Source organism: Cognatiluteimonas sedimenti (genome assembly GCF_022808325.1).
Classification (GTDB): Bacteria; Pseudomonadota; Gammaproteobacteria; order Xanthomonadales; family Xanthomonadaceae; genus Cognatiluteimonas; species Cognatiluteimonas sedimenti.
The window spans coordinates 84725-111375 of record NZ_JALGCL010000005.1; the positions used below are offsets into that span (position 1 = coordinate 84725).

At 69.9% G+C, this 26651-nt stretch carries 29 protein-coding genes and 1 tRNA gene; 9 read left to right on the forward strand and 21 right to left on the reverse strand.

The window, feature by feature from the left end:
• Window positions 1-3 precede the first annotated feature (3 nt).
• Window positions 4-912 carry a DMT family transporter gene (locus MQC88_RS12325; protein WP_243322519.1) on the forward strand — a complete coding sequence of 303 codons (909 nt, stop codon included), beginning with the start codon at window positions 4-6 and terminating at the stop codon, window positions 910-912.
• Here the strand turns inward: MQC88_RS12325 and MQC88_RS12330 are convergent.
• From MQC88_RS12330 to hppD, 5 genes are all read right to left on the reverse strand, one after another.
• The gene (locus MQC88_RS12330; RefSeq protein ID WP_243322521.1) at window positions 909-1775 is read right to left on the reverse strand and encodes an NAD-dependent epimerase/dehydratase family protein; all 867 of its coding nucleotides are present in this window, start codon (window positions 1773-1775) and stop codon (window positions 909-911) included. The genes MQC88_RS12325 and MQC88_RS12330 overlap by 4 nt on opposite strands.
• Window positions 1775-3013, reverse strand: coding sequence for a Na+/H+ antiporter NhaA (nhaA, locus tag MQC88_RS12335; protein ID WP_243322523.1), 1239 nt, complete (start codon window positions 3011-3013; stop codon window positions 1775-1777). The genes MQC88_RS12330 and nhaA overlap by 1 nt, the downstream gene beginning before the upstream one ends.
• 64 nt (window positions 3014-3077) lie before the next feature.
• Window positions 3078-4031, reverse strand: a complete 954-nt coding sequence (locus MQC88_RS12340) for a sodium:calcium antiporter (protein WP_243322526.1) — start codon at window positions 4029-4031, stop codon at window positions 3078-3080.
• A 94-nt stretch (window positions 4032-4125) separates the two neighbouring features.
• A complete protein-coding gene (hmgA, locus tag MQC88_RS12345; RefSeq protein ID WP_243322527.1) occupies window positions 4126-5409 on the reverse strand; it encodes a homogentisate 1,2-dioxygenase in 1284 nt (427 codons plus the stop codon).
• Between the two features lie 34 nt (window positions 5410-5443).
• On the reverse strand, window positions 5444-6529 hold the full coding sequence (gene hppD / locus MQC88_RS12350; RefSeq protein WP_243322529.1) for a 4-hydroxyphenylpyruvate dioxygenase: 1086 nt from the start codon (window positions 6527-6529) through the stop codon (window positions 5444-5446).
• Window positions 6530-6636: 107 nt separating this feature from the next.
• Here hppD and MQC88_RS12355 point away from each other — a divergent pair, with 107 nt between their 5' ends.
• Entirely contained in the window at window positions 6637-7137 is a 501-nt protein-coding gene (locus tag MQC88_RS12355) for a MarR family winged helix-turn-helix transcriptional regulator (protein ID WP_243322531.1), read from the forward strand.
• A 196-nt stretch (window positions 7138-7333) separates the two neighbouring features.
• Here the strand turns inward: MQC88_RS12355 and MQC88_RS12360 are convergent, their stop codons facing one another.
• Together MQC88_RS12360 and MQC88_RS12365 are read right to left on the reverse strand one after the other, a co-directional pair.
• Complete coding sequence (locus MQC88_RS12360; RefSeq protein ID WP_243322533.1) at window positions 7334-8848, reverse strand: peptide MFS transporter; 1515 nt, start codon at window positions 8846-8848, stop codon at window positions 7334-7336.
• 109 nt (window positions 8849-8957) lie between these two features.
• Window positions 8958-9851: a tryptophan 2,3-dioxygenase gene (locus MQC88_RS12365; RefSeq protein ID WP_243322534.1), complete on the reverse strand. Its 894-nt coding sequence runs from the start codon at window positions 9849-9851 to the stop codon at window positions 8958-8960.
• Window positions 9852-9990: 139 nt separating this feature from the next.
• Between MQC88_RS12365 and pdhA the strand changes: the two genes are divergently transcribed.
• The 4 genes from pdhA (at window position 9991) to MQC88_RS12385 (ending at window position 14069) form a co-directional block, all read left to right on the forward strand.
• Window positions 9991-11082, forward strand: coding sequence for a pyruvate dehydrogenase (acetyl-transferring) E1 component subunit alpha (pdhA, locus tag MQC88_RS12370; RefSeq protein ID WP_243322536.1), 1092 nt, complete (start codon window positions 9991-9993; stop codon window positions 11080-11082).
• Window positions 11075-12076: an alpha-ketoacid dehydrogenase subunit beta gene (locus MQC88_RS12375; protein WP_243322538.1), complete on the forward strand. Its 1002-nt coding sequence runs from the start codon at window positions 11075-11077 to the stop codon at window positions 12074-12076. Before pdhA ends, MQC88_RS12375 begins: the two co-directional genes overlap by 8 nt.
• A gap of 120 nt (window positions 12077-12196) precedes the next feature.
• Window positions 12197-13630, forward strand: coding sequence for a dihydrolipoamide acetyltransferase family protein (locus tag MQC88_RS12380; RefSeq protein ID WP_243322540.1), 1434 nt, complete (start codon window positions 12197-12199; stop codon window positions 13628-13630).
• A 52-nt stretch (window positions 13631-13682) separates the two neighbouring features.
• Complete coding sequence (locus MQC88_RS12385) at window positions 13683-14069, forward strand: VOC family protein (protein ID WP_243322542.1); 387 nt, start codon at window positions 13683-13685, stop codon at window positions 14067-14069.
• Here the strand turns inward: MQC88_RS12385 and MQC88_RS12390 are convergent.
• Both MQC88_RS12390 and MQC88_RS12395 read right to left on the reverse strand, forming a co-directional pair.
• A complete protein-coding gene (locus tag MQC88_RS12390) occupies window positions 14066-14371 on the reverse strand; it encodes a hypothetical protein (protein WP_243322543.1) in 306 nt (101 codons plus the stop codon). The genes MQC88_RS12385 and MQC88_RS12390 overlap by 4 nt on opposite strands.
• The gene (locus MQC88_RS12395; protein WP_243322747.1) at window positions 14368-15669 is read right to left on the reverse strand and encodes a tryptophan--tRNA ligase; all 1302 of its coding nucleotides are present in this window, start codon (window positions 15667-15669) and stop codon (window positions 14368-14370) included. Before MQC88_RS12395 ends, MQC88_RS12390 begins: the two co-directional genes overlap by 4 nt.
• A 116-nt stretch (window positions 15670-15785) precedes the next feature.
• Between MQC88_RS12395 and MQC88_RS12400 the strand changes: the two genes are divergently transcribed.
• A complete protein-coding gene (locus MQC88_RS12400) occupies window positions 15786-16586 on the forward strand; it encodes a hypothetical protein (protein WP_243322750.1) in 801 nt (266 codons plus the stop codon).
• An 80-nt stretch (window positions 16587-16666) separates the two neighbouring features.
• Here MQC88_RS12400 and MQC88_RS12405 read toward each other — a convergent pair whose 3' ends face one another.
• From MQC88_RS12405 to birA, 8 genes are all read right to left on the reverse strand, one after another.
• Entirely contained in the window at window positions 16667-16870 is a 204-nt protein-coding gene (locus MQC88_RS12405; RefSeq protein WP_243322545.1) for a CsbD family protein, read from the reverse strand.
• A 278-nt stretch (window positions 16871-17148) separates the two neighbouring features.
• Window positions 17149-17319, reverse strand: a complete 171-nt coding sequence (locus tag MQC88_RS12410) for an entericidin A/B family lipoprotein (RefSeq protein WP_243322547.1) — start codon at window positions 17317-17319, stop codon at window positions 17149-17151.
• A 133-nt stretch (window positions 17320-17452) separates the two neighbouring features.
• Complete coding sequence (gene rocF, locus MQC88_RS12415; RefSeq protein WP_243322550.1) at window positions 17453-18376, reverse strand: arginase; 924 nt, start codon at window positions 18374-18376, stop codon at window positions 17453-17455.
• 76 nt (window positions 18377-18452) lie between these two features.
• Window positions 18453-18528 (reverse strand) — tRNA-Thr (locus MQC88_RS12420).
• A 67-nt stretch (window positions 18529-18595) separates the two neighbouring features.
• On the reverse strand, window positions 18596-19276 hold the full coding sequence (locus tag MQC88_RS12425; protein ID WP_243322552.1) for an SPOR domain-containing protein: 681 nt from the start codon (window positions 19274-19276) through the stop codon (window positions 18596-18598).
• Window positions 19258-19380: a hypothetical protein gene (locus tag MQC88_RS13010; RefSeq protein ID WP_256451779.1), complete on the reverse strand. Its 123-nt coding sequence runs from the start codon at window positions 19378-19380 to the stop codon at window positions 19258-19260. Before MQC88_RS13010 ends, MQC88_RS12425 begins: the two co-directional genes overlap by 19 nt.
• Entirely contained in the window at window positions 19377-20108 is a 732-nt protein-coding gene (locus MQC88_RS12430) for a type III pantothenate kinase (protein ID WP_243322553.1), read from the reverse strand. Before MQC88_RS12430 ends, MQC88_RS13010 begins: the two co-directional genes overlap by 4 nt.
• A 10-nt stretch (window positions 20109-20118) precedes the next feature.
• A complete protein-coding gene (gene birA, locus MQC88_RS12435) occupies window positions 20119-21102 on the reverse strand; it encodes a bifunctional biotin--[acetyl-CoA-carboxylase] ligase/biotin operon repressor BirA (RefSeq protein WP_243322555.1) in 984 nt (327 codons plus the stop codon).
• A gap of 210 nt (window positions 21103-21312) precedes the next feature.
• On the opposite strand from birA, the gene MQC88_RS12440 reads away from it, so the two are divergent.
• Both MQC88_RS12440 and MQC88_RS12445 read left to right on the forward strand, forming a co-directional pair.
• Window positions 21313-21615 (forward strand): hypothetical protein, encoded by a 303-nt coding sequence (locus tag MQC88_RS12440; protein WP_243322557.1) that lies wholly within the window; start codon window positions 21313-21315, stop codon window positions 21613-21615.
• A 37-nt stretch (window positions 21616-21652) separates the two neighbouring features.
• Entirely contained in the window at window positions 21653-22402 is a 750-nt protein-coding gene (locus MQC88_RS12445; protein WP_243322559.1) for a M90 family metallopeptidase, read from the forward strand.
• A gap of 507 nt (window positions 22403-22909) precedes the next feature.
• Here the strand turns inward: MQC88_RS12445 and MQC88_RS12450 are convergent.
• From MQC88_RS12450 to MQC88_RS12465, 4 genes are all read right to left on the reverse strand, one after another.
• Entirely contained in the window at window positions 22910-24328 is a 1419-nt protein-coding gene (locus tag MQC88_RS12450; protein ID WP_243322561.1) for an ATP-binding protein, read from the reverse strand.
• 100 nt (window positions 24329-24428) lie between these two features.
• Entirely contained in the window at window positions 24429-25112 is a 684-nt protein-coding gene (locus tag MQC88_RS12455) for a response regulator transcription factor (protein ID WP_243322562.1), read from the reverse strand.
• A 69-nt stretch (window positions 25113-25181) separates the two neighbouring features.
• Complete coding sequence (locus tag MQC88_RS12460; protein WP_243322564.1) at window positions 25182-25529, reverse strand: hypothetical protein; 348 nt, start codon at window positions 25527-25529, stop codon at window positions 25182-25184.
• 204 nt (window positions 25530-25733) lie between these two features.
• Window positions 25734-26645 carry an arginine deiminase-related protein gene (locus MQC88_RS12465; RefSeq protein WP_243322566.1) on the reverse strand — a complete coding sequence of 304 codons (912 nt, stop codon included), beginning with the start codon at window positions 26643-26645 and terminating at the stop codon, window positions 25734-25736.
• Between the last annotated feature and the right edge of the window lie 6 nt (window positions 26646-26651).

Sequence of the window (26651 nt, forward strand, 5' to 3'; positions counted from 1 at the left end):
GCGATGCCGGCGCCCGCGGCCGGGCTGCGCGGGCGCGACCTCGCGATGGTGCTGGTGATCTGCGTCGCCTGGGCGCTCAATTTCCTCACCTCCGCGTGGGCGTTGCGGGAGATCCCGCCCTTCCTGTTCACCGCCGTGCGACTGGTGCTGCTGGCGCTGCTGCTGGCGGCCTTCGTCAAGCCGCCGCAGCGCGGGCAGTGGCCGTTGCTGGTCGCGGTGGCGCTGTGCAACGGCGTGTTCCATTTCGGCCTGAGCTTCTGGTCGCTGCACCTGGCCGGCAACCTGTCGTCGCCGGCGATCGTGATGCAGAGCTACGTGCCGATGGCGGCCCTGCTGGCGTGGTGGTGGCTGGGCGAGCGCTTCGGCTGGCGCACCGGCGCGGCGATCGCGCTGAGCTTCGCCGGCGTGCTGGTGCTGGGTTTCGACCCGATGGTGTTGCGCGAACCCGCGTCGCTGTTGCTGATGCTGGTATCGGCGCTGTTCCTGGCCACGGGCACGGTGCTGATGCGGCGCCTCCGCGGCCTCGACATGTTCAGCCAGCAGGGCTGGACCGCGATCATCGGCGTGTTGCCGCTGCTGGCATTGAGCGCGTGGCTGGAGCCGGGCGGGCTTGCCGGCTTGCGGCACGCGACCTGGATCGGCTGGGGCGGCGCGGCGTATTCGGCGATCGGCTCCTCGCTGCTTGGCCACGGCCTGTACTACGTGCTGGTGCAGAAGCACCCGGTGGCGCAGGTGACGCCGTGGCTGTTGCTGTCCCCGGTGCTGGCGGTGCTGCTGGGCGTATGGATCTACGGCGACCGTCCGGGCACCCAGTTGTGGGTCGGCGGTGCGATGGTGCTGGGCGGGGTGTTGCTGATCGCGATGCGCGCGCTGGCGAAGGCGCGGCCGATGCCACCGGCGGAGGAAATCTAGCCCGCGCCGGCGGCGAACATGGCCGCGGTCGGCTGGAATGGCCGCGGCGCATAGCCAAGGTCGTCCTGCGCGGGCGCCACGTCGAACACCAGGTCTTCGCGCATCCGCGCCAGTGCCGCCGCGCCGAAGCCGCCACCGCGACCCACGGCGCGCGCGCCCAGCAATGCCGCGGCGAACACCGGCGGCGGCACCTGCAGCAGCCGCGGCGGCGGCTGCAGCACCGCCAGCGTGCGCGCGACCATCTCGCGATACGGCAGCGTCTCGCCGCCGGGCAGGTCGTAGGCGCGGCCATGGGCGGATGGCGCGGCCTGCGCGGCCATTGCGGCGCAAGCGAGGTCATCGACGTGCACCGGCTGGCGCAGGCCACGGGCGTCGCGCGGCAGCACGAAACGGCCCCATCGCCGGGCAAGGGATGCGATCCGTGTCAGCGTCAGGTCGCGGCCGGCGCCATACACCAGCGTCGGCCGCAACAGCGTTGCCTGCGCGCTGCGCGCAGCGGCGGCGGCGAACACGCGTCGTTCCCCCTCGCGCAGGCGCTGCGCCAGGTCGCGCTCGTGCGGATCGGCGGAATCGCGCTTGGCCTCGACGCTGGTGGAACCGAACGCGAGCACCCGCGGCGCTTCGATCGCCGACGCCGCGTACCAGCGCGCGAAATGGTCCAGTGGCCCGCAACTGAAGATCGCATCGACCGCACGCGGCAAGCCGTCGCAGCGTTCCAGGTCGCCCTGCAGCCATTGCACGCCCGGCAGGTCGGCGTGGCGCCCGCGCGAGACCGCGAACACGCGCCAGCCGGCATCGCGCAGGCGCTCAAGCAAGGGCGCGCCTACCTGGCCGCTGCCGCCGAAGACCAGTGCGTCCAGCATCAGGGCGGCGCAGCTGCCCGCGGCAACGCCGCGCGCAGCCAGGCCATGCCCAGCAACGCCGCGATCACCGAGGCGCCGAGCACCCCGAGCACCGCTTCCTCGTAACGCAGGCCGGTGTAGGCCAGCGAGGCGATGAACAGGCTCATGGTGAAGCCAATGCCGCACAGCAGGCCGAGCCCGAGCATCGCGCGCGCATCCATCCCGGTCGGGAACCGCGCCCAGCCAAGCGCTCGCAGCGCGAGCGCCGCACCGACGATCCCGATTGGCTTGCCCAGCACCAGAGCCAGCACGATTCCCAGCGGCAGCGCCGCGAGCGCGTCCTGCAGGCGTACATCGCCAAGCGCCAGGCCGGCGTTGGCGAACGCGAACAGCGGCAGGATCGCGTATGCCACCCATGGATGCAGCGCGTGTTCCAGGTACTCCAGCGGCGAATGCTCGACTTCATCCGGGATCGCATTGCGGTGGTCCACGTGCGGGATCAACAGTCCGGTGGCCACCCCGGCAAGCGTCGCATGCACGCCCGACTTGAGCGTGAATACCCAAAGCGCGACTCCCAGCAGCAGGTAGGGCGTCAATGCGGTCACGCCACGACGGTTGAGCAGCAGCATCACGGCCAGCACGATTCCGGCGCCGCCCAGCGCCAGCAGCGACAGGCCATGCGAATAGAACAGCGCGATGATCAGGATCGCGATCAGGTCGTCGACCACGGCGATCGTCGACAGCAGCAGCTTCATGCCGGTCGGTACGCGCGAGCCCAGCAGCGACAGCACGCCGAGGGCGAAGGCGATGTCGGTCGCCGTCGGCACCGCCCAGCCACGCATCGCCGCGGCGTCGCCCTGGTTGAGCGCGGTGAACAGCAACGCCGGGACCGCGACGCCGGCGCAGGCACAGACCAGCGGCAGCACCAGCTGATCGCGCCCGGCCAGCTGGCCGGTCAGCGCCTCGCGCTTGATCTCCAGCGACACCAGCAGGAAGAACACCGCCATCAGTCCGTCGTTGATCCACAGCAGCAGCGGCTTGGCAATCCGCAGCTCGCCGAACACCACCGCGACCGGCAGCTCGCGGAAGCCGTCGTAGAACTCCTCCAGCGGCGAATTGGCGCACAGCAGCGCCAGCAGCGCCGCGGCGATCAGCAGGATGCCGCCGGCCGCTTCGAGGCGCAGGAAGTCGCCCAGCGCCTGCAGCGCGCGCGCCGGCAGGGAGCGGGGTCCGCGCGCAGCGGAAGGGTTCGGACTCATGGGCGACAGTCTAGCAATGCGTCATCCCGGGCCAGGACGCCAATCCCGACGCAGCCTGGCCGCGCTAGTGCGCAACCGCGTACAGCTCGAACAGCAGCCAGGCCAGGAATGCGAGCACCAGCACGCCGCCCTCGGCCCTGGCGATGCGCAGGTCGCCCTTGAGCATCGGGTACAGCACCAGCGCGAACGCCAGGGCGGCCGGGACTTCGAAGCGCACGAACGACGCCGGCAGCGGCAACGGCCGCCACGCCGCCATCCCGCCGACGATCAGCAGCAGGTTGAAGACGCTCGATCCCACCACGTGGCCGAGCACCATGTCGCCCTGGCCACGACGCGCCGCGGCGATCGCCGCGGCGACTTCCGGCAGCGCGGTGCCGATCGCGACCACGATCAGGCCGGTCAGCAGCGGCGCAAACCCCAACCCGGCGCCGATCACCGGCGCGTGCTGCACCACCAGCCGCGCGCCGTAGTACAGCAGCACCGCCGCCAGCACGAAGCGCAGCAGGTTCAGCCAGAGCGCGCCGCGGGTGGCGACAAAACCGCCCAGCGCCGCGTGCACCTCGGCGCTTTCGCCGCGGCTGCGCGCCAGCATCCACGCCAGCGCCGCGACGAACAGCGCCAGCAGCACCACGCCTTCCACGCGCGACAGCATGCCGTCGAGCGCGAACACCACCAGCAACAGGCTGCCCGCGACGAAGCTGAGCAGCAACGGCAGCAGCGCGCGCCAGCGCACCAGCAGCGGTGCCACCAGCGCGGCCGCGCCCAGGGTCAGGCCGAAGTTGACGACGTTGCTGCCGACCGCGTTGCCCAGCGCCAGCGACTGGCTGCCGACCCACGTCGCGCGCAGGTTGACCGCCAGCTCCGGCAGCGAGGTGGCGAACGCCACCAGCAGCACCCCGGTGGCGAACGCCGACAGCCCCAGCCGCTGCGCCAGCCCCGAGGCGCCCTTGACGATCGAGTCGCCGCCCAGCGCCAGCAGCAGCAGTCCGAGCAGGAAGAAACCGAGCGCAGCCGCCATGTCGTGCTCCTGTCCGTTGCGATGGCCGATTCTATGCCGTGGCCGGGGCAGTCGCCGTGGCCCAGGCACGGCTTCGCCCGGCGGGCGCCCCGCCTCAGGGCGCGAAGTGCCTGCGCAGGTCCGCCCAGCAGGCCTGGTAGTCGCGCTGCCGGTGTGCGGCCTCCAATGCCTGCCGCGTCGTCCGGATCACCGCGCGGGTTTCGAACATGATGGCCATGGTGTCGGCGATGACATCCGGCTTCGACAGGTCGGCATGGCTCGCCTTCTCGAAGGTCGCCGCGTCCGGGCCGTGCCCGGTCATGCAGTTGTGCAGCGACGCGCCGCCGGGCGCGAAACCTTCCGCCTTGGCGTCATAGGCGCCGTACACCAGGCCCATGAACTCGCTGGCGATGTTGCGGTGGAACCACGGCGGCCGGAACGTGTCCTGCGCCACCAGCCAGCGCGGCGGGAAGATCGCGAAATCCAGGTTGCCCACCCCGGGCGTATCCGAGGGCGAGGTCAGCACCAGGAAGATCGACGGATCCGGATGGTCATGGCTGATCGAACCGATGGTGTTGAAGCGGCGCAGGTCGTACTTGCAGGGCGCGTAGTTGCCGTGCCAACCGACCACGTCCAGCGGCGAATGGCCGATGTCTGCGCGCCACAGGTGGCCCTGGAACTTGGCCACCAGTTCGAAGTCGCCCTCGAGGTCTTCGTAGGCCGCGACCGGATACAGGAAGTCGCGCGCCGCGGCGAGGCCATTGCTGCCGATCGGACCGAGGTCGGGCAGGCGCAACTGCGCGCCGAAGTTCTCGCAAACGTAGCCGCGGGCCGCGCCGTCCGGCAGCTCCACGCGGAAGCGCACGCCGCGCGGGAGGATCGCGATCTCCTGCGGCTCGACCTCGAGCACGCCCAGCTCGGTGGCGATGCGCAACCGCCCCTGCTGCGGCACGATCAGCAGCTCGCCGTCGGCATCGTAGAAAAAGCGCCCGGCCATCGACTTGTTGGCGGCGTACAGGTGGATGCCGATGCCCTGCATCGCCGCCGCCGAGCCGTTGCCGGCCATGGTGAACAGGCCGTCGACGAAATCGGTCGGCGCCTGCGGCAGCGGCAACGGGTCCCAGCGCAACTGCTCCGGGGTCACCGGGCCATCGCCGAAGTCGTTGTGGAACGATCTGGCGCCGGCGAACGGCGTGAACGACCCATGCATCGCCGCCGGCCGGATCCGGTACAGCCAGCTGCGCCGGTTCTCGCCGCGCGGCGCGGTGAACGCGGTGCCGGTCAGCTGCTCCGCGTACAGTCCATGCGCAACGCGCTGCGGCGAATTTCGCCCCACCGGCAGCGTGCCGGCCATCGCCTGCGTCTCGAACGAGTTCCCGAATCCAGACTGGTATTCCATCGCCGCTCCGAAGCGTTGTGTGCGGGAACCGCCGTTACAGGACGCCGCGACGGATCTGGTCGCGCTCGATCGATTCGAACAGGGCCTGGAAGTTGCCCTCTCCGAAACCCTCGTTGCCCTTGCGCTGGATGATCTCGAAGAAGATCGGGCCGAACGCGTTCTGGGTGAAGATCTGCAGCAGCTTGCGCGATTTCGTCTCCATGTCCGCGTCGATCAGGATCGCATTGCGGCGCAGCCGCTCGACGTCCTCGCCGTGGTTGGGCACGCGCTGGTCGATCACGTCGAAATAGGTGTCGGGCGTATCCAGGAAGGCGACGCCGGCCTCGCGCATCGCCTCGACGGTCGCATAGATGTCGTCGGTGAACAGCGCGATGTGCTGGATGCCCTCGCCCTTGTATGCGCGCAGGTACTCGTTGATCTGCGACTTCTCGTCGCTGGACTCGTTGAGCGGGATGCGCACGATCCCGTCCGGCGCGGTCATCGCCTTGGACAGCAGGCCGGTCTTGGCGCCCTTGATGTCGAAGTAGCGGATCTCGCGGAAGTTGAACAGCTTCTCGTAGTACTCCGACCACCTGGCCATGTTGCCCAGGAACAGGTTGTGGGTCAGGTGGTCGATGAAGGTCAGGCCGAAGCCCTTCGGCTCCTGGTCCGCGCCCTGCAGCGGCAGGAAGTCGGCGTACAGGTCGGCGCGGCCGTCGTCGACCAGGTACAGCATGCAGTCGCCGATGCCCTTGATGATCGGCGTGTCGACCGCGGCGGTCTCCGGCTTGTGGTCGATCTTCTCGCCGCCGTTGGACAGCACGTGCGCGAGGACTTCCGCCGTCGGCTTGCGGAAGCGGATCGCGAAGCCGCACGCCGACGGCCCGTGCTCGCGCGCGAAATCCGCGGCGAAGGAATCCGGATCCTCGTTGAGCAGGAAGTTGATCGTGCCCTGGCGGTACCGGGTGATGTTGCGCGACTTGTGCTGGGCGACCGCGGAAAAACCCAGGCTCTGCAGGTAGCTGCGCATCGCGTCGGCCTGGCCGGCAGGCGCCGCGAACTCGACGAATTCGAAGCCGTTGATCCCCATCGGGTTGTCGAAGGTGGTGACGGTCATGCCGAGGTTGGGCTGTGCGCTCATGGGGGACTCCGGATGCGGCGGGTTGGACGGGATGATGCGCCGCCGCTTGCGCATGGCGGGTCGTCGTTATAGTTTCATATGTAACCATTTGCAAGCCGCAGCGCCGCATGCCCGCCCACGCCCAGCGCCCACCACGCATCGCCGCTTCCGCCCAGGCCCAGCCCGGAGCGCTGGAGCTCGAGCGCTTCCTGCCCTATCGCCTGAGCGTGCTTTCCAACCGGATCAGCGACGCCATCGCCCGCGATTACTCGCGGCGCTTCGCGCTCGGCGTCACCGAATGGCGGGTAATGGCGGTGCTCGGGCGCTGGCCGGGGCTGAGCGCCAGCCAGGTCGCGCAGCGCACGGCGATGGACAAGGTCGCGGTGAGCCGCGCGGTCGCGCGCTTGCTGGAAGCCGGGCGGCTATCGCGCGTCGCCGATGCCGGCGACCGCCGTCGCGCGCTGCTGCGCCTGTCACCGGAAGGCCAGGCGATCCACGACCAGGTGGTACCACGGGCGCGCGAATTCGAAAGCCGCGTGCTCGACGGCATCGCCCCGGCGCAGCGCGAACTGCTGTTCGGCCTGCTCGATCGCCTCGACGAACTGGAACTGCGCGCCGAGTCGGCCTGACCGCAGCGGCGTCCACGCCGGGAGGCTGTGAAAGAGGTATTCCCGGCCGGAGATGGGGTTTTTGCACCTCACGCCTTGCGGCGACCTGACGGGCCCGGCGTCCCGGCCATCCGCAACGTGAGCTCGCAAGGCCGCGGGCCCAAGAAGAACGGCGGCCCCGGGGCCGCCGCTCCTCCCGCATCGATGCGCGACGGGGCTACTTCACGCCATGCATCAGCTTCTGGATCAGCGGCGCGATCAGGAACAGCAGCACGCCCGAGCCGATCAACGCCCAGAAACCGAAGGTGTAGCCCGACAATGCCGAATCGGTGGTCATGCCGGTCTCGCCACTGACCGCGCCGGCGAAGATGCCCGACAGGTTGTTGCCGATGCCGGTGGACAGGAACCAGCCACCCATGCCGAAGCCGACCAGCCGCACCGGCGCCAGCTTGGTCACCATCGACAGCCCGATCGGCGACAGGCACAGCTCGCCGATCGACTGGATCACGTAGACCATGAACAGCGTCCAGAACGGGATCTTGCCGGCGTCGCTGACCAGGCTCGACAGCGCGAACATCAACAGCAGGAAGGCCAGGCCGTTGAAGATCAGGCCGAGGCCGAACTTGCGCGGGATCGACGGATTGTTGCGGCCAAGCTTGATCCAGATCCAGGCGATGACCGGCGCCAGGGCCAGGATCGCGATCGAGTTCACCGACTGGAACCAGGCGTTGGGGAACACGAAGCCGCCGGGCCCGAACAGGTCCCGGTCGACGATCTTGTCGGCCAGGAAGGTGAACGAGCTGCCGGCCTGCTCGAAGAACATCCAGAACAGCACGTTGAAGGCGAAGATGATCAGCATCGCGATCACCTTGTCGCGCTGCACCTTGCCTTCGCGCACGCCTTCCACCATGAGCAGGCCGCACAGGCCGACGAACATCGCGGTCAGGATCCACTGCAGCACGCCGGCGCCAACCGACAGCAGGAAATACACCACCGGGATCGCCAGCAGCGAGCCGATGAACACGAACAGCACCTTGCGCTTGCCGGCACTGCCTTCTTCCGGCGGCCGGCCGATGTCCTGCAGCAACCGGCGGCCGAACCAGAACCAGACCAGGCTGATCAGCATGCCGATGCCCGAGGCGATGAACACGTACTTGTACTCGGGCATCGCCTCGGTGCCGAACACGCGGTTGGCGAGCATGCCGGTCAGGATCGGGGCGATGAAGGCGCCGGCGTTGATGCCCATGTAGAACAGGGTGAAGCCCGAATCGCGGCGCTCGTCGCCGACCGCGTAGAGATGGCCGACCATGGTCGAGATGTTCGGCTTGAACATGCCGTTGCCGACCACGATCGTGGCCAGGCCCAGGGTGAACACCTGCGAATTCGGGATCGCGATCATGAACAGGCCCGCGGCCATGATCACCGCGCCCAGCAGGATCGAGCGCTGGTAGCCCAGCACCCGGTCGGCGATGTAGCCGCCGAAGATCGCGCCGGCGTAGACCAGCGCCAGGTAGGCGCCATAAGTGCGGCTGGCGGGCTCCTCGCCGCTGGCGTCGCCGCCGTGGAACTGGGCGACGATGTACAACACCAGCGCCCAGCGGATCCCGTAGAACGCGAAGCGTTCCCAGAACTCGGTCATGAACAGCATCCACAGCGGACGCGGATGGCCCATGACCTGCTTGAACTCCGGAATCGGTGCGGCCGGCGTCGGTGTGCTTGCGGCTCCGCTCATGCGGTCTTCCCCTGTCGGTCGTTCGGAATGAAGCCCGGCGCGGCATGCGCGGACCGGGGCGAGGATGTCCGACCGATGCAACCCGCGTCAAACGCGGCGGATCATGCTGCTATGCAACATCCCCCGCCGGAGGCGATGAATAGGCGCCACCGGGGCCGATCTGGGTGCGCACCTCGAACAGTTCCGGGAAGAACGTCAGCTCCAGGGCCTGTTTCAGGAAGCCGACGCCGGACGAACCGCCGGTGCCGCGGCGGAAACCGATGATCCGCATCACCGTGCGCATGTGGCGGAAGCGCCACAGCTGGAACTGCGTTTCCAGGTCGACCAGGTCCTCGCACAGGTGATAGGCCTGCCAGTAAGCGTCGGTGTCCTCGTAGATGCGCTCGAACACCGGCAGCAGGGCGGGGTCGGACACGTGCGGCTGCGACCAGTCGCGCTGCACGTGCGCCGCCGGCACCGCATGGCCGTGGCGGGCGAGGTAGCGCAACGCCTCGTCGTAAAGGCTCGGCGCCTCCAGCGCGTCGCGCAGGGTCGCGCAGCCCGCCTCGTCGTGCGCGAACACCTTCAGCATCGCCGCGTTCTTGTTGCCGAGCAGGAACTCGACGGTGCGGTACTGCAGCGACTGGAAGCCCGACGAGGGCCCGAGGATCTCGCGGAATTCCATGTATTCCGACGGCGTCAGCGTTTCCAGCACCGACCACATGTCCGTGAGCTGGCGCAGCACGACCTTGCAGCGCGCGAAGATCTTCTGGCACGGCCCGAGGTCGTCGCCGCGCAGGTGTCCGAGCGCGGCCTGGAGCTCGTGGATCAGCAGCTTCAGCCACAGCTCCGAGACCTGGTGCTGGACGATGAACAGCAGTTCGTCGTGGTGCGGCGGGCTGGACAATGGCTGCTGCGCCGACAGCAGCCGGTCCAGGCGCAGGTAGCCGCCGTAGGTCATGCGCCCGGACAGGTCGGTGTGGATGCCGGCCTCGAGCGGCCGTTGGTTGCGATCGATGCTCATGCCGCCAGTTTCGCACGCGGCCGGGGCGGCGACGCCTGATCCGGGTCAAGCCCAGGGGGCAGCCGCGGGACCGGCCGGCGGGCGCCGGTCCCGGCCGATTCGTTATCATGGCGGTTCTGCCGCTACCGGGCCCGACCGCATGACCGTCGCCGCGCAATTCGAGATCGAATACCTGCAATACCTCGGGCCGGACGGCAAGCCGGTGGCCGAGCTGCCGCAGGCCTTCCGCGACCCTGCCACGCTGCTGCCGCTGTTCAAGCAGATGCTGTACGTGCGCACCTTCGACACCAAGTCGATCGCGCTGCAGCGCACCGGCAAGCTGGGCACCTATGCCGCGTGCCTCGGCCACGAGGCGACCCACGTCGGCATCGGCGCCTCCATGCGCCCCGAGGACGTGTTCGCCCCCAGCTACCGCGAATACGGCGCGCAGTTCATGCGCGGCGTGCGCCCGCGCGAAGTGCTGCTGTACTGGGGCGGCGACGAGCGCGGCAACGACTTCCAGGGCCCGAAGAACGACTACCCGTGGTGCGTGCCGATCTCGACCCAGTGCCTGATGGCCTCCGGCGCGGCGCTGTCGTTCAAGCTGCGCAAGCAGGACCGGGTGGCGGTGGCCTGTTGCGGCGACGGCGGTTCGTCGAAGACCGACTTCTACGCCGCGCTGAACTCCGCCGGTGCCTACAGCCTGCCGCTGGTGCTGTGCGTGATCAACAACGGCTGGGCGATTTCCGTACCTCGCGCAGCGCAGACCGGCGCGCAGACGCTGGCGCAGAAGGGCATCGCCGGCGGCCTGCACTGCCTGCAGGTGGACGGCAACGACCTGGTCGCGGTGCTCGAGGCGATGCGCCGCGCGACCCTGCGCGCGCGCAACGGCGAGGGCGGCAGCGTGATCGAATTCATGACCTACCGCCTGCACGACCACACCACCGCCGATGACGCCCGCCGCTACCGCGGCGAGGACGAGGTCAAGGCGGCCTGGACGCGCGAGCCGATGCTGCGCCTGCGCCAGTACCTCACCGATGCCAAGCTTTGGGACGAGGCGCAGGAAAAAGCCTGGCTGGAGGAATGCGGCCGCCTGGTCGACATCGAGATCAACGCCTACCTGGAAACCAAGGTGCAACCGGTCGAGGCGATGTTCGACTACCTCTACGGCGATCCACCGCCGGACCTGCTGGCGCAGCGCGCAGCCGCCATCGCACTGGACAAGGCTGCACTGGAGAAGCGCAATGGCTGAGCAGGCATCCACCGCGACCCCGATCACCCTGATCGAGGCCATCACCCAGGCGCTGGCCTACGAGATGCGCAACGACCCGGCGGTGCTGGTGCTGGGCGAGGACGTGGGCGTCAACGGCGGCGTGTTCCGCGCCACCGCCGGGCTGTCGGCGACCTTCGGCCCCGAACGCGTGCTCGACACGCCGCTGGACGAAACCACCATCGCCGGCCTCACCGTCGGCATGGCCTCGCAGGGCATGAAGCCGGTGGCCGAGGCGCAGTTCGACGGCTTCATGTACCCGATGGTCGACTTCATCGTCTGCCACGCCGCGCGCATGCGCTACCGGACCCGCGGCCGCCTGACCTGCCCGATGGTGCTGCGCGTGCCGTGGGGCGGCGGCATCCGCGCGCCGGAACACCACAGCGAGGCCAACGAGTCGATCTTCACCAACGTGCCCGGGCTGCGGGTGGTGCTGCCGTCCTCTCCGGCGCGGGCCTACGGACTGCTGCTGGCCGCGATCCGGGACCCGGACCCGGTGATCTTCATGGAGCCCAAGCGCATCTACCGCCAGTACAAGGAGCTCGTGCCCGACGACGGCGAGGCGCTGCCACTGGACGTGTGCTACGTGCTGCGCGACGGCAGCGACATCACCCTGGTGACCTGGGGCGCGCAGGTGAAGGAAACGCTGGAGGCCGCCGACGCCCTGGCGAAGGACGGCATCAGCGCCGAGGTCATCGACGTCGCCACGCTGACGCCGCTGGATTTCCCCACCATCGCCGAGTCGGTCGCCAAGACCGGGCGCTGCGTGATCGTGCACGAAGCGGCCAAGACCGCCGGCTTTGGCGCCGAGATCGCGGCACGCCTGGCCGAGGAATGCATGTACGACCTGGTCGCCCCGGTCGAGCGCGTGACCGGTTACGACACCCACATCCCGCTGTTCCGCCTGGAAATGAAATACCTGCCAAGCGTGGACAAGATCGTCGCCGCGGTGAAGCGGGCGATGGCCCACGCCTGACCAGCCGCTTCCGTGCGGCGCCGGGATCCGGCGTCCCCGGCCCTCCTGGATCCCCAACCACCAAAGTCGCTGGAGTCCCGCCTTGGCAGGAATGACGGCAACAGCAAGAGCGAGAACACCATGAGCAAGCAATTCCTGCTTCCAGACCTCGGCGAAGGCCTGCCCGACGCGACCATCGTCGAGTGGTACGTCAAGGTCGGCGACATCATCCGCCTGGACGAGAACCTGGTGTCGATGGAAACCGCGAAGGCGGTGGTCGACGTGCCCTCGCCGGTGAGCGGCAAGGTGCTGAAGCTGGCCGGTGGCGCCGGCGACGTGATCGTGACCGGCACCATGCTGGCCGAGTTCGAGGTCGATCCCTCGCTGCCGCAGCGCGCCGAGGGCCAAGACACCGGCCATCACCACGGCGCCCCGGCGCCGGCCGTGGAAACCCACGGCGGCGCGGGCCAGCCCGCGTCCGCGCCCAAGGGAGACGTGATCGCGTCAGACGATGGCGGCGCGATTTCCGACGACGGCGAGCCGGCCGCCAAAGGCCATGCCGATGGTGCCGCGGGCAAGCGCGACGACGCCGGCACCGTGGTCGGCGCGATGCAGTCTTCCGACGCGGTCCGCAGCGAAGCCGCAGTCGCGGTCGGCGGGGTCAAGGCGATGCCGGCGGTGCGCGCGATGGCGCGCAAGCTCGGCGTCGACATCGCCCTGGTGCGCGCCAGCGGCACCGACGGCACGGTGACGATGGACGACGTCAAGCGCGCAGCCGCCGATGGTTCGGCCAGGCCCGGGACCGCGCCGAAGGCGTCGGCGGCCGACATGCGTGCGCACTTCGAGACCACGCGCGCGCCGGCCGTGGCCGCGCAGCGCAGCACGCTGTCGCAGGCCGGCAAGCCGATGCGCACGCAGCCGCCGGGCGTCGCCGCGACCGGCCAGCCGGAACAGCTCAAGGGCGTCCGCCGCAACATGGCGCGGGTCATGGCCGGCGCGCACGCGCAGGTCGTGCCGACCACGCTGTGCGACGACGCCGACCTGCACGCCTGGATCGGCAAGCAGGACATCACCGCGCGCCTGATCCGCGCGATCGTCGCGGCCTGCAAGGCAGTGCCGGCGCTCAACGCCTGGTTCGACGGCGACAAGCTGGTGCGCACGATGCATCCCCACGTCGACATCGGCATCGCCGTGGACACCGAGGACGGCCTGTTCGTGCCGGCGCTGCGCAACGCCGACATGCTCGACGCCAACGGCGTGCGTGCCGCGATCGGGCGCCTGCGCGCGCAGGTCGAGGACCGCAGCATTTCCGCGACCGAACTGTCGGGCTACACCATCTCGCTGTCGAACTTCGGCATGTTCGCCGGCCGCTACGCGACCCCGGTGGTGGTGCCGCCGACGGTCGCGATCGTCGGTGCCGGCAAGCTCTCCCACGACGTGGTCGCGGTGATGGGCGGGATCGAGGTGCACCGGCGCATGCCGATCTCGCTCACCTTCGACCATCGCGCCGCCACTGGCGGCGAGGCGGCGCGCTTCCTCAAGGCGTTGCTGGACGACCTGGCACGCCCGAACTGACCTGACCATCATTCCCGCGCAGGCGGGAATGGCAACGCCGCGGAGGATGCCCATGCCGCACCGCAGTCGCCTGGCCGGCTTCATCATCGATTGCAACACCGGCGACCTCGATGCCGCAACGGACTTCTGGTCGCAGGCACTGGGTTGCAGCATCGCCGATCGCGACGCCGGCGACGACAGCGCCCAGTACCAGATGCTGGGGGACACTCCCGGGGACCTGCACATCGAAGTGCAGAAGGTCGATCACGCTTCGCGCGTGCACCTGGACATCGAGTCCGACGACATCGACGCGGAAGCCGCCAGGCTGGAACGACTGGGCGCGAAGAAGGTCGCATTCGTGAAGCGGTGGTGGGTGATGGAAGCCCCCACCGGCCAGCGCTTCTGCGTGGTGCGCATGCAGCACCCGGAACAAGGCGCCCCGCCCACCGAGTGGCCCTAACGCTTGAGTAGAGCCCGGCGGACGAAGACCGCGATGCCCAGCGCCAGCAGGTAGACGCCATAGCCGGCCGAGGTGGCCAGGATCTGCGGCCACATCCGCCCGTGCTGGCGGTCGGCGTAACCGTGCGACCACCGCAGGGTCGCGATGAAGGCCAGCAGGGAGAGAAGCAGCGCGGCGATGTCGAATAGCCGGCGCCTGGCATCGCGCGGCTGCCGTGGATAGACCCAGAACAGCACCGACAGGATCAGGAACCACGGCGCGAACAGGATCAGCGCCAGGTCCGGCATGCCGGACAGGTTCATGCCTTGGCGTCTTCCGCCGCGCGCAACGCGTCCAGCGCCGCCCGCACCGCGGCGTGGTCGGCGCCCTCGCCCAGGGCGACATCGGCATCGGCGCCTGCGAATCCATCGCGGCGCAGCACGCCGATGCGCGCGCCGGCCTCCTTCGGCGAGTCGAAGGCGCGGCTCTGCAGCAGCACGCGCTCGCCATCGACCAGCTTGAACCGGAAGCGGCCGTCGGCTTCCCGATACTGCTTGAACGCCGGCAGCGCGGCCTGCGCCTGCTTGACCGGGGCAGTGCTGGCCACGCGCTCCCCCAGCTCGCGCAAGCCGACCGCCGCGCGCAGTTCCCGCAGGAACGGCGTCGCGTACTGCGTGCGCAACGCCTGGGCACCATCGCGCAGCTGCTGTTCGATCCGCTGCGGATGCGCGACCAGCGCCTCGTACTTCTCCCGCAACGGCGCGACCTCGGCGTCGACGCGCTCGAACAGCTCCTGCTTGGCGTCGCCCCAGCCGATGCCGTCGGCATAGGCCGCGCGCATCGCCTGCGTTTCCTCCGCGCTGGCGAACGCCTGGTAGAGCTGGAACAGCGCCGACCCTTCGGTGTCCTTGGGCTCGCCCGGGGCACGCGAATCGGTGACGATCGAGAAGATCAGTTTCTTGAGCTGCGCGGGCGGCGCGAACAGCGGGATCGTGTTGTCGTAGCTCTTGCTCATCTTGCGACCGTCCAGGCCAGGCAACGTCGCCACCTGCTCCTCGATCGCCGCCTCGGGCAAGGTGAAATGGTCGCCGTACAGGTGGTTGAAACGCTGCGCGAAGTCGCGCGCCATCTCGATGTGCTGCACCTGGTCGCGACCGACCGGCACCTTGTGGGCGTTGAACAGCAGGATGTCGGCGGCCATCAGCACCGGATACATGAACAACCCCGCGGTGATGCCGGCATCGTCGTCCTCGCCACCCTCGCGGTTGCGGTCGACCGCGGCCTTGTAGGCGTGCGCGCGGTTGAGCAGGCCCTTGCCGGCGACGCAGGTCAGCAGCCACGTCAGTTCGGTGGCCTCGGGGATGTCGCTCTGGCGGTAAAAGCGCACATGGTCGGGCTCCAGCCCGCAGGCGAGCCACGCGGCGGCGATCTCCAGGGTCGAACGCTGCACGCGCTCGGGCTCCTGCACCTTCACCAAGGCATGGTAGTCGGCGAGGAAGTAGAAGCTCTCGACGCCCGGCGCGCGGCTGGCGGCGATCGCCGGCCGGATCGCGCCCACATAGTTGCCGAGGTGCGGGGTCCCGGAGGGGGTGATGCCGGTAAGGACGCGGATCTGGGGCATGGCAGGCGCGATCGCGCGCGGCTCGAGGTGCGGATGCGCCAGTTTACCGGAGCGGCCAACCCCACCGGCGGTACTGGTGCGTTCCATGCCGGGTCCCTCCCGGAGATGCCGCCATGATCCGCAAGTTGTTGCTGTTGTCCGCCGTGCTGCTGGCCGCCGCCTGGCGCCCCGCCGCCGCACGCCCGCTGGTGGACTTGTCCGTGGTCGATCGCGACGACGGCCAGGCCTTGCCCGAATACCGCGCCCGCGGCGAAACCTGGATCGCCGGCACTCCCGGGCATCGCTACGCCGTGCGCCTGGCCAACCGCAGCGACGAGCGCGTGCTGGTGGTGTTGTCGGTCGACGGCGTCAATGCCGTCAGCGGCCAGGATGCCGATCCCGGGCAGGCCGGCTACGTGCTCGGCCCATGGGAAACCGCGGAGATCGCCGGCTGGCGCAAGTCGCTCGACGACATCGCGCAGTTCGTGTTCACCGACCTGCCCGATTCCTACGCCGCGCGCACCGGGCGACCCGACAACGTCGGCGTGATCGGGATCGCGGTGTTCCGCGAACGCCGCGTGTACCCGCCGCGTTACCCGCGCTACGCGCCCCCGGTCGCCGATGCCACGCGCGAAAGCAGCGCCGCCGCCAAGGCCGCCGCCCCGGCCGCGGAATCGTCAGCCGCCGATTCCGCGTACGGTGGCGTGGCCCGCCAGTCCATCGGCACCGGTCACGGCGCGCGCGAATGGGCGCCGGTGGGCAGCACCAGTTTCATGCGCGCCAGCAGCCGTCCGGCGCAGCTCACGCAAATGCGCTACGACGACCACGCCAGCCTGGTGGCCCTCGGCGTCGTCCCGCCGCCGCACCCGCGCTATCCGTATCCGCAGGTTCCGCGCGCGTTCCCGCAGGGCTTCGTCCCCGATCCGCCGCGCTGGTGAGTGCGCGAACGACGAGGGGCCGGCACGTGCCGGCCCCTCGCCTGTTGCCCAGTCGCTGCGCGCCGGGGCGCGCACCCGGGTCATGAATTCAAGGTGCGCTCGAAGTCGCGCACTTCGGTTTCCGCGCGGTCCCGGTCCCAGCCGTACTGTTCCTGCAGCTTGCCCGCGAGGTACTGGCTGTCGCCCTGCTGGCGGTCGAACACGTCGTCCGTGAGCTTGCCCCACTTCTGCTGCGCCTGCCCTTTGAGCTGGGTCCACTTGCCGGCAATGATGTCCTTGTTCATGCGTTGAATCCTCTTTCCGGGGGGAATCCGGCAACCCGTTCCGCGGTGCGGGATGCGCAACCGCGATGCTTCTGGATGCCGGACCTGCAGTGTGCCGGCGGGCATGTTGCAGGGCGATCAATATTCCGTTGCGTGGAACCAATCTTTCCTTCGCATCGCGCGTTCAGTTCGCACATCGGCCGGCGCACAGGACACGCGCACGAAAAAAAGGCGGGCCGGGATCGCTCCCGGCCCGCCGTGCATCCCTGCCGGCATGTCCTATGCCGTTTCCTCCATCGTCAGCAATTGCCTTCGACGCTGTCGGTGCAATCCTTGGCGGTGTCCTGGATGGAATCGCCGGCCGATTCCATGTCCTTGCCGACGCCTTCGACCGTGTGGCAGGCCGCCAGCGAGCCGAGGGACATCATCGAAAGAAGCATCATCGCCATCAGTTTCCGGTTGATACGCATCGGTCTCTCCTGTGTCGTGGCAGCGAGCGGCGGACGCCGTCGTGACGCACATGGAAGCGGCTGGGGCGTGAAATCCGCGTCTATTCCGAATCCTGCCCATGGCATTCGTTCAGCGCGGCAACCGCCCGGCCTGTCAGTCGCGCATCAGCGTCGACTTGCCGAACAGGCTTTCGACCAGGTCGACTGCAAGCCGCGCGGTCTGGTTGCGGGTATCGAGCATCGGGTTGAGCTCGACGATGTCGAGCGAACCCAAGCGTCCGCTGTCGGCGATCATCTCCATCACCAGTTGCGCTTCGCGGTAGTTGGGGCCTCCGGGCACCGTGGTGCCGACGCCCGGGGCGATGCTCGGGTCGAGGAAGTCGACGTCGAAGCTGACGTGCAGGTGGGTGTCGGCATCGACGCCCGCGAGCGCTTCCTCCATCGTGCGCTTCATCCCGACTTCGTCGATGTAGCGCATGTCGTAGACGTCCAGGCCATGTTCCTTGACCAGGCGTTTCTCGCCCTCGTCGACCGAGCGGATCCCGATCTGCCGCACCTGCGCAGCCGCCACCGACGGCACGCTACCGCCGAGCGAGGTCAACACGTCGGGTCCGATCCCGCACAGGCAGGCCACGGGCATGCCGTGGATGTTGCCCGAGGGCGTGACTTCGTGGGTATTGAAGTCGGCGTGCGCATCCAGCCACAACACGCGCAGCTGCTTGCCGGTTGCACGGCAATGGTTGGCAACCGCGGTGATCGACCCGATCCCGAGACAGTGGTCCCCGCCCATCAGGATCGGCAGGCGGCCGTCGCGCAGTTCCGCGGCGACCGCCTCCATCACCGTGCGGTTCCAGGCCACCACCTGGTCGAGATGGCGATAGCCATCGACCGGCCCCAGCCAGGGATTGCGTGGGCCATCGAGGTTGCCGCGATCGGCGACATCGACGCCACGCGCGGCCAGCGCCTCGCCGAGGCCGGCGATGCGCAACGCGTCGGGCCCCATCAGCGCGCCACGATCGCCAGCACCGATATCGGTGGGCGCGCCGATCAGTGAAACGGGAGGATAGCGTCGGCTCATGTTCGGCTCCTGGTGCGTTCGCGGCATGTGGCCGCGCGGCTGCGGCGTCGACTGGACGGCCTGCGGTGATGCGACTTGGTGCCGGCACCCGGATTCGAACTGGGGACCTACCGCTTACAAGGCGGTTGCTCTACCAACTGAGCTATGCCGGCATGGCGGCCGCATTCTAGCGCAGCGGCAGCGTGCGCCCGGCCACCGCCATGTGCCGGTGGCAACGGACTACGGCAGGCGCGCACAGTCCAGCGGTTCGCGCCGCGTCGCCGACGCGGCCGCCTGCGCACGCGCAGCATCGAAGCCGGCTGCCGCGCCGATGTCCAGCCAGGTCGTCGCGTCGCCATCGACCAGTGGTTCGGCGCGCGCCGGAAACCCGGCCGCGACCAGCGCCGACACGCGGTCGCGCGCCGCGCTTTCGCTGCCGTAGCGGCCAAGCGCGATGGCGTTCGCGTCCGTGCCCTCGTGCAGCACGAAGTAGTCGCTGAAGCCGGCGGCGGCGATGCGCCGGGCCATGGCCTGCGCCGCGTCCCGGGTCGGCATTGGCGCCAGGTATACGCGCCAGCCGCGCGCCTGCGCAGGCTGGGTGCGGGACACGATGCGCTGCACCAGCGGTTGCAGGCGCGCTCGCGCCGCAGCGGCCGCGGCGACATCGGCGTAGGGGCCGAAACTGAAGCACTGCGTGGTTGCGGCAGCGGCATCACCCGCAGCCGACGCGGGCGCGGGCACTGGTGCGCGGGGCCTGTGTTTCGGCCGCTGCTGCACTGGCACTTCGCGCAGCAGCTGCAGCCGCACGACGCCCTCGGGTTGCGCCGCGACCGGCGCTGGAGGCGCGGCGCGCAGCGCCCACCATGCGGCGACGCCGACATTGAGCACAAGCAGCAGGACGATCAGCGCACGCGCGAGCATGCCGCGATTCTAATCGAGCGGTTCATGCCGGCGGGGTTGCCGGCGGTGCCGGCGCCGACGCGGATCTGGCGAGCGGCCAGCGCGATGGCTCCGGGCAATGTCATCGATCGGCGTGCGCCCAGCGCGCCAGGCCCTCGAGCACCAGCGCGGGCGCGTGCACCGCGGCGTCCAGGCGCGGCAGCAACGCATCCGCACCGCCACCATGCAGCAGCAGTCGCGGCCGCACGCCGAGCAGGCTTGCCGCGGCCTCCAGGCTGCCCGCGACCAGGCCGAGCGCCGCGCCCTCGCAACCCGATGCCAGGGCGTCGGCTGTGTCGTCGGCGAACTCGCGCCAGCGGCCGCCGGCGGCCGGCAGCTGCGGCGCGCGCGCATGCAGGGCCATGCGCATCAGCGCGGGCGACGGCGCGATGCGGCCGCCACGATGGCGCCCGTCCGCGTCGAGCAGGTCGAGGGTCAGCGCCGTGCCGACTCCCACCACCAGCGTCGCTTCCAGGCTGCGCGCGCGCGCGGCAAGCAGCGCGAGAAACCGGTCCACGCCCAGCCGCTGCGGCTGCGCATAGGCGATGCGCACGCCGTCGAAGGCGGCCTGCGTGCGTGCCATCGAAATGCGGCTGCAGCGACGCGCCAGTACCTCCAGCAACTGCACCGCCAGCGGCGGCGCTGCGACGCAGGCGATGCTGGCGCTGTCGCAGCGTCCGGGCAGCAGCTCCTCCCAGCCGGCGGCGAAGGCATTTCCGTCGTGGTCGATGGCGACGATGTCGCCGACGCCGCCCTCGCACAGGGGCGCGCACTTGAGGCGGCTGTTGCCGAGGTCGAACAGCCAAGCGCTCACGGCCGCGCCCTCATGCAGCGCGCACGCTGACTTCGCCGGCGTGGACGCTGTGCTCGACCGCGCCGATGCGCACGCGCAGCGCGCCGTCCGCCGCCAGCCCAAGGGCGTGCCCGCTGCGTGCGTCGCCGCCGTCGGCATGCAGCACCACCTCGCGCCCGGCCAGCGCGTCCAGCCGCGCATATCGCGGCAGGAACGGCGCCAGGCCATCGGCATCGAATTGCGCGAGGGCCGGCAACCAGTGCGCCAACACGCCCGCGGCGAGCGCGTTGCGCGACGGCGCGGCGCCGCCTGCCAGCGTGGCCAGGTCGGTCCACGGTTGCGCGATCGCGGCCGCGGCCGCGGCCGGCATCGCGACATTGAGCCCGAGCCCCAGCACCGCGCGCGCGGGTCCGGCGACCTCGCCGCCGCCTTCGACCAGCAGCCCGCCGAGCTTGCGCAACCGGCTGACGTCGGCGACGACCAGGTCGTTGGGCCACTTCAACCGCACGTCATCAAACCCCAGCGCGTGCAGCGCCTCGGCCGTCGCGACGCCGGCCACCAGGCTCAGGCCCGGCAGGCGCGCGAGCCCACCGCCGAACATCCGCGCCAGCGACAGGTAGAGGTTGGCCGCCAGCGGCGAGGCCCATGAGCGGCCACGGCGGCCGCGGCCACCGGTCTGGCGCTCGGCCAGCAGCACCGCCACGCCGGTGGACGGCGTCGCCCGGCGCAGCAGCTCGGCGTTGGTCGAATCCAGCGACCACGCGACTTCCAGTGCGGCAACTTCCTCGCGCTGCAGTGCCGGCAACTGCGCGAGGATCGCCGCGGCATCCAGCAGGTCCAGCAGCTGCGCCAGCGCGTAGCCACGGCCGGGGCGCACCTCGATGGCGATCCCGGCCTCGCGGAGGGCATTGATGCGCTTCCAGATCGCGGCCCGGGTCTGGTTGGCGCCCTGGGCCAGGGCCGCGCCGCTGGCGGGGCCCTGGATCAGGCGGGCGAGCAATTCGCGCTCGTTCATGCGTCGACGCGGCCGGCATGGCCCGGATCGAGGTGGCGGGCGGGTACGCGGGCGGGCGTGGGCGCGGGAACTTCGGGCATCCGGGCAGTCTGCCGGAAGCGGTCGACGAAATCTGCTGCGCCGCAGCATGCAACCTTCCACGGCCTGCCGGCATCCACGCTATAGTGCGCTGTCCCCGTCCGGTCAGTGCGTCCTCGCAGGATTGCCACCATGCCCGCTACGCGCCAGCTCCCCGGTTCCCGTTACCTGCTGCTGTGCCTGCTGCTGACGTCGGCCGGCGCGATGGCGGGTGCACGCGAAGTCCGCCTGCACGGTCCCAATGGCGATGGCGGCTGTCCCGATGCCGCGACTGCGGCAGCGCCCGCCGTCGCACCGGTCAAGGCCACCACGGCGCCCGCGCGCAGTGCCGGCAAGATCAAGCCGGTGATCACCGTGCGTGGTGGTGGCGGCGACGACAGCGGCACCAGCCACGCACCGCGCTGGCACAGCTTCCTCCCGGGGATGTTCCGCTGACCCGACCCTGCGCGGCCCTCGACCGCGCCAGCGCCGCATGTTCGACCTGATCCGCCGCCTGCGGCGCGAGCCCCGCCCGCTCGATCCCGAACTCTGGCGCGCCGCGCGCGCCGCCCTCCCATGGCTGCGTGCACTCGATGCCGAACGCGACGCCGCGCTCGCGGACCTGGCCGCGCATTTCCTCGCCAGGAAGACGATCACGCCACTGGCTGGCCTCGAGCTCGATCCGGGCCAGCGCGTGCAGCTGGCCGCACTGTGCTGCCTGCCGCTGCTGCGCTTCGGCAGCGAGGGCCTGCACGGCTGGTCGCAACTGCTGGTGTACCCGGACGCGTTCCGCGTGAATCGCAGCCATGTCGACGCCGCCGGCGTGCTGCACCAGTGGGACGACGAACTGATCGGCGAAGCCTGGGACGCCGGGCCGCTGATCCTGTCGTGGGCCGACGTGCAGGCCGACATCGCCGATCCCGCCGCCGGCTACTGCGTGGCCGTGCACGAAATGGCGCACAAGCTCGACGTGCTCGACGGCGCGCTCGACGGCACCCCGCCGCTGCCGCGTGCCTGGCAACGCGAATGGGCACGCGATTTCCAGCAGGCCTACGACGCGCTCGCCCGCGATGTCGACCGCGGCCGCCGCAGCAAGATCGACGCCTACGCAGCCGAGGCGCCCGAAGAGTTCTTCGCGGTGGCCAGCGAATACCACTTCAGCGATCCAGGCACCCTGAAACGCGCGATGCCGAAGGTGGCCGCGCACCTGGAACGGTTCTACGGGCCGTCGCCGCTGGCGTAGCCAACCAGACTTTCCTTGTTCCGGGCCTCGGAGAAGTCCCAGCGAACAACTGATGCCCGGCGGTCATGGGATATGTCGTGAATCCGTCCTGGAAGAGCGGATACCTGCGTGGAGGAAAGCAGGTGGCCTGTTATTCGCGGGACACGCCGCAAGTACGTCCCTCTAGGCTCTTCGGCGGCATCCATGCCGCCGACGGTCCCGCGAATAGCAGGCCACCAGCTTCACACAGTTGCCCGGCGCGTGGGGCGCAAGAGCAGCCAAGCCCACGCCGCCCAAGCTTGCGTGAGTCGCCGCCCGGCGGGCTGGGGGTGCGGAGAGCAGGCCATGGATGGCCTGCGACCCGACTTAGAGACAGGATGTCGTCAGGAGGGCGCAGCACCCCCAGCCCGCCGGGCGGCGACTCCGGCCGAAGCTCGGCATCGCATCAACCAAGATGTCGTGAGAAGAGCAGAGCGCCCCGTCGGGCGGCAACTCCCTCCGCACTCCGGGGAATGACCGAAGCAGCGACTACAACCCCGGCGGCAACACGACCTCGAAGCGCGCGCCACCCAGTTCCGGCGACGTGCGGACTTCGAGCTCGCCGCGATAGCTGCGCACGATGTCCTGCACGATCGCCAGGCCGATGCCGTGGCCCTGCACACGCTCGTCGCCGCGCACGCCGCGCTGCAACACCACGGCAACCTGCTCGGGCGGGATGCCGGGGCCGTCATCGTCGACCGCGAGCAGCAGGCCCGGGCGCCGGTTGGGCGCGGTGGCGCCGGGGCGGATCGTCAACAGCACCCGCGAACGCGCCCACTTGAACGCGTTCTCCAGCAGGTTGCCGAGCAGTTCCTGCAGGTCGCCGGGCTCACCATGGAAGCGCGCGTCCGGATCGATCTCGAATTCGCAGATCACGCCCTTGGTCGCGTAGATCTTTTCCAGCCCGCGCACGATCTGTTCGGCGTGCGGCTCGATCGCCACCGGGGCCGCGAACAGCTTGTGCCCGCCGGACGCTGCGCGCGCGAGCTGGTAGCCGACGAGGTCGTTCATGCGCCGCAGCTGGGTGGCGAAGTCCTCGCGCAACTCGGCCTCGCCGGCGTCGCTGTCCAGGCGCGTGCGCAGCACCGCCAACGGCGTCTTCAGGCTGTGGGCAAGGTCGGCCAAGGTGTTGCGCTGCCGCTCCAGGTTCTCGCGCTCGCTCTCCACGAAGGCGTTGATGCTGTCGGTCAGGGGCTCGAGTTCACGCGGATGGTGGCTGCTCATGCGCGCAAGCTGGCCGCGCTGCACCCGCTTGAGCTCGGTGATCACCCGCCGCAAAGGCAGCAGGCTCCAGCGCAGGATCAGCGCCTGCAACAGCAACAGCACGACCGCGGCGATGCCGAGGTAGCCCCACAGCGCCTGCCGGAATACGCGCACCTGGCGCGGCAGCGTGCCGGCGTCCTCCATCACGTAGATGGTGAACGGGAACTGCGCCTCCGGCCGCCGCTCGACGTCCCAGATGAAACCTCGCCCGTAGCGGAACACTTCGCCAGGCGTGCCATCGCTCCGGGTGATCGGCAGCGGCCCTTCGAATTTCTCGTCGCCGCCGGCCAGCAGCGCCGCCTCGGGCATCGTCGGCCCGCGCGTGGAATTGGACGCCCAGCCGCCGTTCTGCAGCACCACCTCCGCGTACAGGCCGCTGCCGGGGCGGTCGAAACGCCCGTCGGGCGGGGTGAACGGCGGGATCAGGGAGCCGTCGCGGGCGAAGTCGACATCGCCGGCGTAGGCGTCGACGTAGGCCTTGAGCCGGTCGCGCTGGCCTTGGCCGGCGACATCGACGAAGGCGCGGTCCAGGGCGTAACCCGTCAGCGCCAGGAACGCCACCAGCCCCAGGCTGGCAGCCCACAACTGCCGCGACTGCAGCGAGCGCGGCCGCCAACGCAACAGCGGTTCACGCGCGGCCGCCACCGCCCCTCCCCGGAAACAACGATGCCGGCCGCATCACGCGCGCCGGCATCGATCCCCGTGACTGCTGGCAGTCGTCAGCCGCGGCCACGCGCATGCGCGTTCAATCGCCCGTCCGCGGGATGGCGAAGCGGTAACCACGCCCGCGCACGGTTTCTATCGGCTTCAGCGAGCCGTCGGGATCGAGCTTCTTGCGCAGGCGGCCGATGAACACCTCGAGCACGTTGGAATCGCGGTCGAAGTCCTGCTGGTAGATGTGCTCGGTCAGGTCGGCCTTCGACACCAGCTCGCCGGCATGCATCATCAGGTACTCCAGCACCTTGTACTCGTAGCTGGTGAGATCGACGTTGCTGCCATTGACGGTCACCGTCTGCGCGGCCAGGTCGAGCACCACCGGGCCGCATTCCAGGGTCGGCTTGCTCCAGCCCGCGGCACGCCGCACCAGCGCGTTGATCCGTGCCAGCAGTTCCTCGACGTGGAACGGCTTGACCAGGTAATCGTCGGCGCCCTGCTTCAGGCCCTCGACCTTGTCCTGCCAGCTCGAGCGCGCCGTCAGGATCAGCACCGGGAACTGCTTGCCCTCGTCTCGCAGGGCCTTGACTAGTTCCATGCCGGACATCTTCGGCAGGCCGAGGTCGATGATGCCCAGGTCGAACGGCACCTCGCGGCCCATGTACAACCCTTCCTCGCCGTCCTGGGCGGCATCGACGGCGTAGCCTTCGCGCTTCAGGCGCGCGGCCAGGGTTTCGCGCAGCGGGGCTTCGTCTTCGACGAGCAGGATACGCATGGGTCACTCCCGGATTTGGGCGGCCGTTGCCAGCCGGAAAACAACCAGATAGGCGCTCAGGGTGCCTATTCAGTCGTCGTCGCTGCGTGTAGGCGACGCCGGTCGCCGCGACTGCGGCTGCTGCGGATCGTCCATGTATACCCGCACCCGGCCGCGCTCGTCGACCACCTTGATCCGGTTGAGGTTGCGACCCTCGTAAGGCACCCGTTCGGCACTGAGGACCTGCCCGCGGGTGTCGCGCTGCACCTTGCGGACGCTGTCGGACAGGGAATCGTTGTTGCGCGGACCACGGGATGGCTGTTCCGTGGGCTGCGGCGGCTTGCGGTGCTGCTGTGGCGCCGCCAGGGCAAGCGTGCTTGCCCCGCCCAGCAGGGCGAACAGGAGCAAGGACGGCAGGGGGCGATGCGACAGCGACATGGCGTGATCCTACGGGGGAAGTGCGTGGCGCGGGAACCCTGGGGCCGGGCCGGAAATGGCCAGGTCCACTGGGGACTCCTGCCCCGGGTGCGGCAGATTGTCGAAATTTGGCGGTGAATCCGTCCTTAACTTTTCCCCGCTGCACTGGCCGGGGTTCAGCCCGGTCCGCGTCTGTCCTGACGGTTCCGGCCGCTGCAGCGGGCTTCAGAAGATCTCGCCGACGCAGCAGCGCAGCGAGCCGCCCCCGGCTTCGATCGCATCCAGCTCGACTGCACCGACCCGGAAACCGGCAACCGCCAGCGCATGGCGGCTGGCCGGCGTCAGCGCTTGCTCGGCGCCGGCGCTCATCCAGACCAGGTCCTCCGACAGCGCGATCGCGTTGCCGGCGAAGGCGCCATGCTCGGCCGGCGACAGCAGCACCGCATGCGGCGCATACAGCGCGGCGATGGCGTCGACGACGGCCGAATCGGCGAAGCCACGCGGGCAGATGAGCGCGGCGCGCCCGGCCAGCACCGCCAGCACCACGTTGGTGTGGTACTCGCCCGGCGCGAGTTCGAACAGCAACGTCGCCCGCAGGCCCAGGGCCTCGTGCACCAGGCGGGCGCCGGCTTCGTCGCAGCGCTCCGACAGCCCGCACAGGCCGAGGCCGCGGGCGCGGTCGACCACCATCGCCCCGGTCAGCTCGCAGGGATGCGGTTGCGTCGACAGGTCGATTTCGGCGTAGTCCAGCACCCCTCCGAAGAAGCCCCGGATGTCGGCCCGCGTCGCCTCGCGCTGGCGCACCGCATGGCGCATGCGCCCGACCACGTAGCGGCCGGCGACGGTAGCGAAGACGTTGTTGGGGAACAGCGCGTCGGGCGTGTTCGGATCGCCTGCGAAACAGATCGTCGGCAATACCCGCGACAACGCGCGCTGCAACCCGCGGTGCTGGGCCGACGCGCGCGCCGCATCGAACCCGGCGGCATCGGCCATGTAGCGGTTGTCGGCCGCGGACTGTTCGGCCAGGGTGAAGCCGTCCGGCGCCAACAGGAACGCGGCGCGCGCAGTCGCGGGGCCGAAGTCGGGCGCGAGGCCGCGGGCATGCTCGAGGAAGGCGACGCAGTCGCGGGTGATCATCATTGG

Coding starts and splice junctions, on each gene's coding strand:
- MQC88_RS12325 (WP_243322519.1), top strand. CDS start 4: ATGCCGGCGCCCGCGGCCGGGCTGCGCGGGCGCGACCTCGCGATGGTG.
- MQC88_RS12330 (WP_243322521.1), bottom strand. CDS start 1,775: ATGCTGGACGCACTGGTCTTCGGCGGCAGCGGCCAGGTAGGCGCGCCC.
- nhaA (WP_243322523.1), bottom strand. CDS start 3,013: ATGAGTCCGAACCCTTCCGCTGCGCGCGGACCCCGCTCCCTGCCGGCG.
- MQC88_RS12340 (WP_243322526.1), bottom strand. CDS start 4,031: ATGGCGGCTGCGCTCGGTTTCTTCCTGCTCGGACTGCTGCTGCTGGCG.
- hmgA (WP_243322527.1), bottom strand. CDS start 5,409: ATGGAATACCAGTCTGGATTCGGGAACTCGTTCGAGACGCAGGCGATG.
- hppD (WP_243322529.1), bottom strand. CDS start 6,529: ATGAGCGCACAGCCCAACCTCGGCATGACCGTCACCACCTTCGACAAC.
- MQC88_RS12355 (WP_243322531.1), top strand. CDS start 6,637: ATGCCCGCCCACGCCCAGCGCCCACCACGCATCGCCGCTTCCGCCCAG.
- MQC88_RS12360 (WP_243322533.1), bottom strand. CDS start 8,848: ATGAGCGGAGCCGCAAGCACACCGACGCCGGCCGCACCGATTCCGGAG.
- MQC88_RS12365 (WP_243322534.1), bottom strand. CDS start 9,851: ATGAGCATCGATCGCAACCAACGGCCGCTCGAGGCCGGCATCCACACC.
- pdhA (WP_243322536.1), top strand. CDS start 9,991: ATGACCGTCGCCGCGCAATTCGAGATCGAATACCTGCAATACCTCGGG.
- MQC88_RS12375 (WP_243322538.1), top strand. CDS start 11,075: ATGGCTGAGCAGGCATCCACCGCGACCCCGATCACCCTGATCGAGGCC.
- MQC88_RS12380 (WP_243322540.1), top strand. CDS start 12,197: ATGAGCAAGCAATTCCTGCTTCCAGACCTCGGCGAAGGCCTGCCCGAC.
- MQC88_RS12385 (WP_243322542.1), top strand. CDS start 13,683: ATGCCGCACCGCAGTCGCCTGGCCGGCTTCATCATCGATTGCAACACC.
- MQC88_RS12390 (WP_243322543.1), bottom strand. CDS start 14,371: ATGAACCTGTCCGGCATGCCGGACCTGGCGCTGATCCTGTTCGCGCCG.
- MQC88_RS12395 (WP_243322747.1), bottom strand. CDS start 15,669: ATGCCCCAGATCCGCGTCCTTACCGGCATCACCCCCTCCGGGACCCCG.
- MQC88_RS12405 (WP_243322545.1), bottom strand. CDS start 16,870: ATGAACAAGGACATCATTGCCGGCAAGTGGACCCAGCTCAAAGGGCAG.
- MQC88_RS12410 (WP_243322547.1), bottom strand. CDS start 17,319: ATGCGTATCAACCGGAAACTGATGGCGATGATGCTTCTTTCGATGATG.
- rocF (WP_243322550.1), bottom strand. CDS start 18,376: ATGAGCCGACGCTATCCTCCCGTTTCACTGATCGGCGCGCCCACCGAT.
- MQC88_RS12425 (WP_243322552.1), bottom strand. CDS start 19,276: ATGCTCGCGCGTGCGCTGATCGTCCTGCTGCTTGTGCTCAATGTCGGC.
- MQC88_RS13010 (WP_256451779.1), bottom strand. CDS start 19,380: ATGACATTGCCCGGAGCCATCGCGCTGGCCGCTCGCCAGATCCGCGTC.
- birA (WP_243322555.1), bottom strand. CDS start 21,102: ATGAACGAGCGCGAATTGCTCGCCCGCCTGATCCAGGGCCCCGCCAGC.
- MQC88_RS12440 (WP_243322557.1), top strand. CDS start 21,313: ATGCCCGCTACGCGCCAGCTCCCCGGTTCCCGTTACCTGCTGCTGTGC.
- MQC88_RS12445 (WP_243322559.1), top strand. CDS start 21,653: ATGTTCGACCTGATCCGCCGCCTGCGGCGCGAGCCCCGCCCGCTCGAT.
- MQC88_RS12455 (WP_243322562.1), bottom strand. CDS start 25,112: ATGCGTATCCTGCTCGTCGAAGACGAAGCCCCGCTGCGCGAAACCCTG.
- MQC88_RS12460 (WP_243322564.1), bottom strand. CDS start 25,529: ATGTCGCTGTCGCATCGCCCCCTGCCGTCCTTGCTCCTGTTCGCCCTG.
- MQC88_RS12465 (WP_243322566.1), bottom strand. CDS start 26,645: ATGATCACCCGCGACTGCGTCGCCTTCCTCGAGCATGCCCGCGGCCTC.